The sequence below is a fragment of the Vibrio sp. 10N.222.55.C6 genome (assembly GCF_041473395.1).
GTDB classification, from domain to species: Bacteria; Pseudomonadota; Gammaproteobacteria; order Enterobacterales; family Vibrionaceae; genus Vibrio; species Vibrio crassostreae_C.
This window is the reverse complement of the sequence record NZ_JBFRSD010000107.1, coordinates 1-505: the sequence shown is the minus strand read 5'-3', so window position 1 is coordinate 505 and position 505 is coordinate 1. Positions and strand designations below refer to the sequence as shown.

General features: G+C 39.6%; 1 pseudogene. It reads right to left on the bottom strand.

Going from position 1 to position 505, the window contains the following annotated elements:
- Positions 1-5 precede the first annotated feature (5 nt).
- A pseudogene (locus AB4486_RS22765) lies at positions 6-505 on the bottom strand (sugar ABC transporter substrate-binding protein); the annotation flags it as partial.

Here is a 505-nt window from a genome sequence, read left to right as displayed (position 1 = left end):
GGTCTCTAGATGCTGAGATCTTCAAGCAAATCTGATTTAGTGTGTAATCTAGCTGGCAGTTGAATGTGAGGTAAGTCAGGAGATAAACGTTCAGTTTTTATGGAAACTAAATGTGCAACTCGCTGAGCGATGCCATCTAAATCTTGAGCTGATGTAGCAATAAGTGAGCGTGAAGATTTTAGTAATGCAAGTGTGCCTTTAGTTCCATCGACTCCGGCCACTTTAATTCTTTCGGAATAGCCTAGCTTGTCTATCATTTTAGTGATAACCAGAGTAGGTCTATCCCAAGCTGACCAAACACCAGAGATCTGTTCACCTTTATCAGATTTTATAACGTCAGCTAACTTCTTTTTTAAGATTTGATGGCCTAAACTACTATCATAATCTAGTGTCTGGGACACCTCGATGTGACTGTGAGTTGCAAACTCAAATTTTGCTACTAATTCACGCTCGTAAATCATAGGGTGCGCATTCGAACCTATTATTACTATCTCACCTTTAGTTC